Origin of the sequence: Rhodobacter sp. JA431 (genome assembly GCF_900217725.1) — a bacterium.
GTDB classification, from domain to species: domain Bacteria; phylum Pseudomonadota; class Alphaproteobacteria; order Rhodobacterales; family Rhodobacteraceae; genus Rhodobacter; species Rhodobacter aestuarii.
Genome location: NZ_OBMP01000026.1, coordinates 1 through 1,131 on the forward strand (window position 1 = coordinate 1; position 1,131 = coordinate 1,131).

Annotated in this window: 1 protein-coding gene and 1 pseudogene; both read right to left on the reverse strand. The window is 64.3% G+C overall.

The features are described 5' to 3' along the window. A partial coding sequence (locus CRO18_RS18475) for a phage holin family protein (protein ID WP_102026119.1) occupies positions 1 to 212 on the reverse strand: 212 nt, incomplete at its 3' end. Between the two features lie 51 nt (positions 213 to 263). Continuing rightward, positions 264 to 1,131, reverse strand: a pseudogene (locus CRO18_RS18945) (hypothetical protein); the annotation flags it as partial.

Sequence of the window (1,131 nt, forward strand, 5' to 3'; positions counted from 1 at the left end):
CCGAAGTAAGAGGCGACCGCCTCGCCAATGATCGCCATGCCAATGGCAATCGGCAGCTCCCACAAAAGCTCGCGGCCAAAGAACCGCCGCCGCCCGGAACGCACCTCGGTGCTGTGCCACATCAAGCGCCCCGCAAAAGCCGCCGCCGCTGTCGTGATCGCACCCCCAAAGAGCGCGTCGGCCACCTCAATGAGGCCACGCGTTTCGTTCATTCCTGTCCCCTTTTTGTCTCGGGTTTTTCCTCGCGTTTTTCGCGGGTGAGATCAGCGCCGTTCCATCCATTGGCCGGGGCTGTAAGACGTCAGCACGCGGTAATAATTGCCCGGCGGGATCGTCACATTGATGTTCATCGCCTCAACCGTGCCGCTCCAGGCGATCGGCTGCCAGCTCACCCCATCCTCAGAGATCTCGAAGTTGCGCCCCGTGCCCACAGACAGCCGGGTGTTGATATCGAGCGGATGGCCAGTGTCGTTTTGATAGGCCGTCCCCGCCACGCGCGCGGCCGAGACATCTTGCCATTTGGCAGTGGTGCCGGTTTGCGCCGCAATCGCCGCCACCAGATCCGCGAGATCAAGAAGCGCCATCTCCCCCAGTTCAAGCGCGGCGCGGCCCTCGGCCGCCGTCCCGGTCAAAACCGCCGCGCCAGAGGTGGACGGCGTGACGATCTCGCCCGTTTCCGCAAGCCCGCTCAAAAATGCATTGATCGGCTGGAACTTGGCCGGATCAAAGGTTGCGGCCGCCGTGGCGCTGAGATCAGCTTCTTGCGCTTTTTGATCGGCGATCTGCGCGGATTGATCCGCGGAAAGCGCACTGCCCGCCGCACTTGCGGCCGCCGCCTGCGCCTGGGCAAGCGCGCCGGGCAGATCGGGTTCGACCACATCGCCCGCCGCCAGAAGATCGGCAAAGACGAGATCACCAGAGCCAGAGGGCGCCGCGACGCGATAGGTGACCTTTTCAAGCGCGCCATCCGCCGCGCTGCGCGCCTCGATCGTCAGATCATAGGTGAGCGCGGGATAGGCCGCGCCGTCCTCGACCACATAGCGCTCGCCAAGCGCGGGCACCCAAAGCGCAAAATCCACAATCCCTTCGGTGATATAGCTCACCGCCGCAAAGGGCAGCACCAGCGTGCCC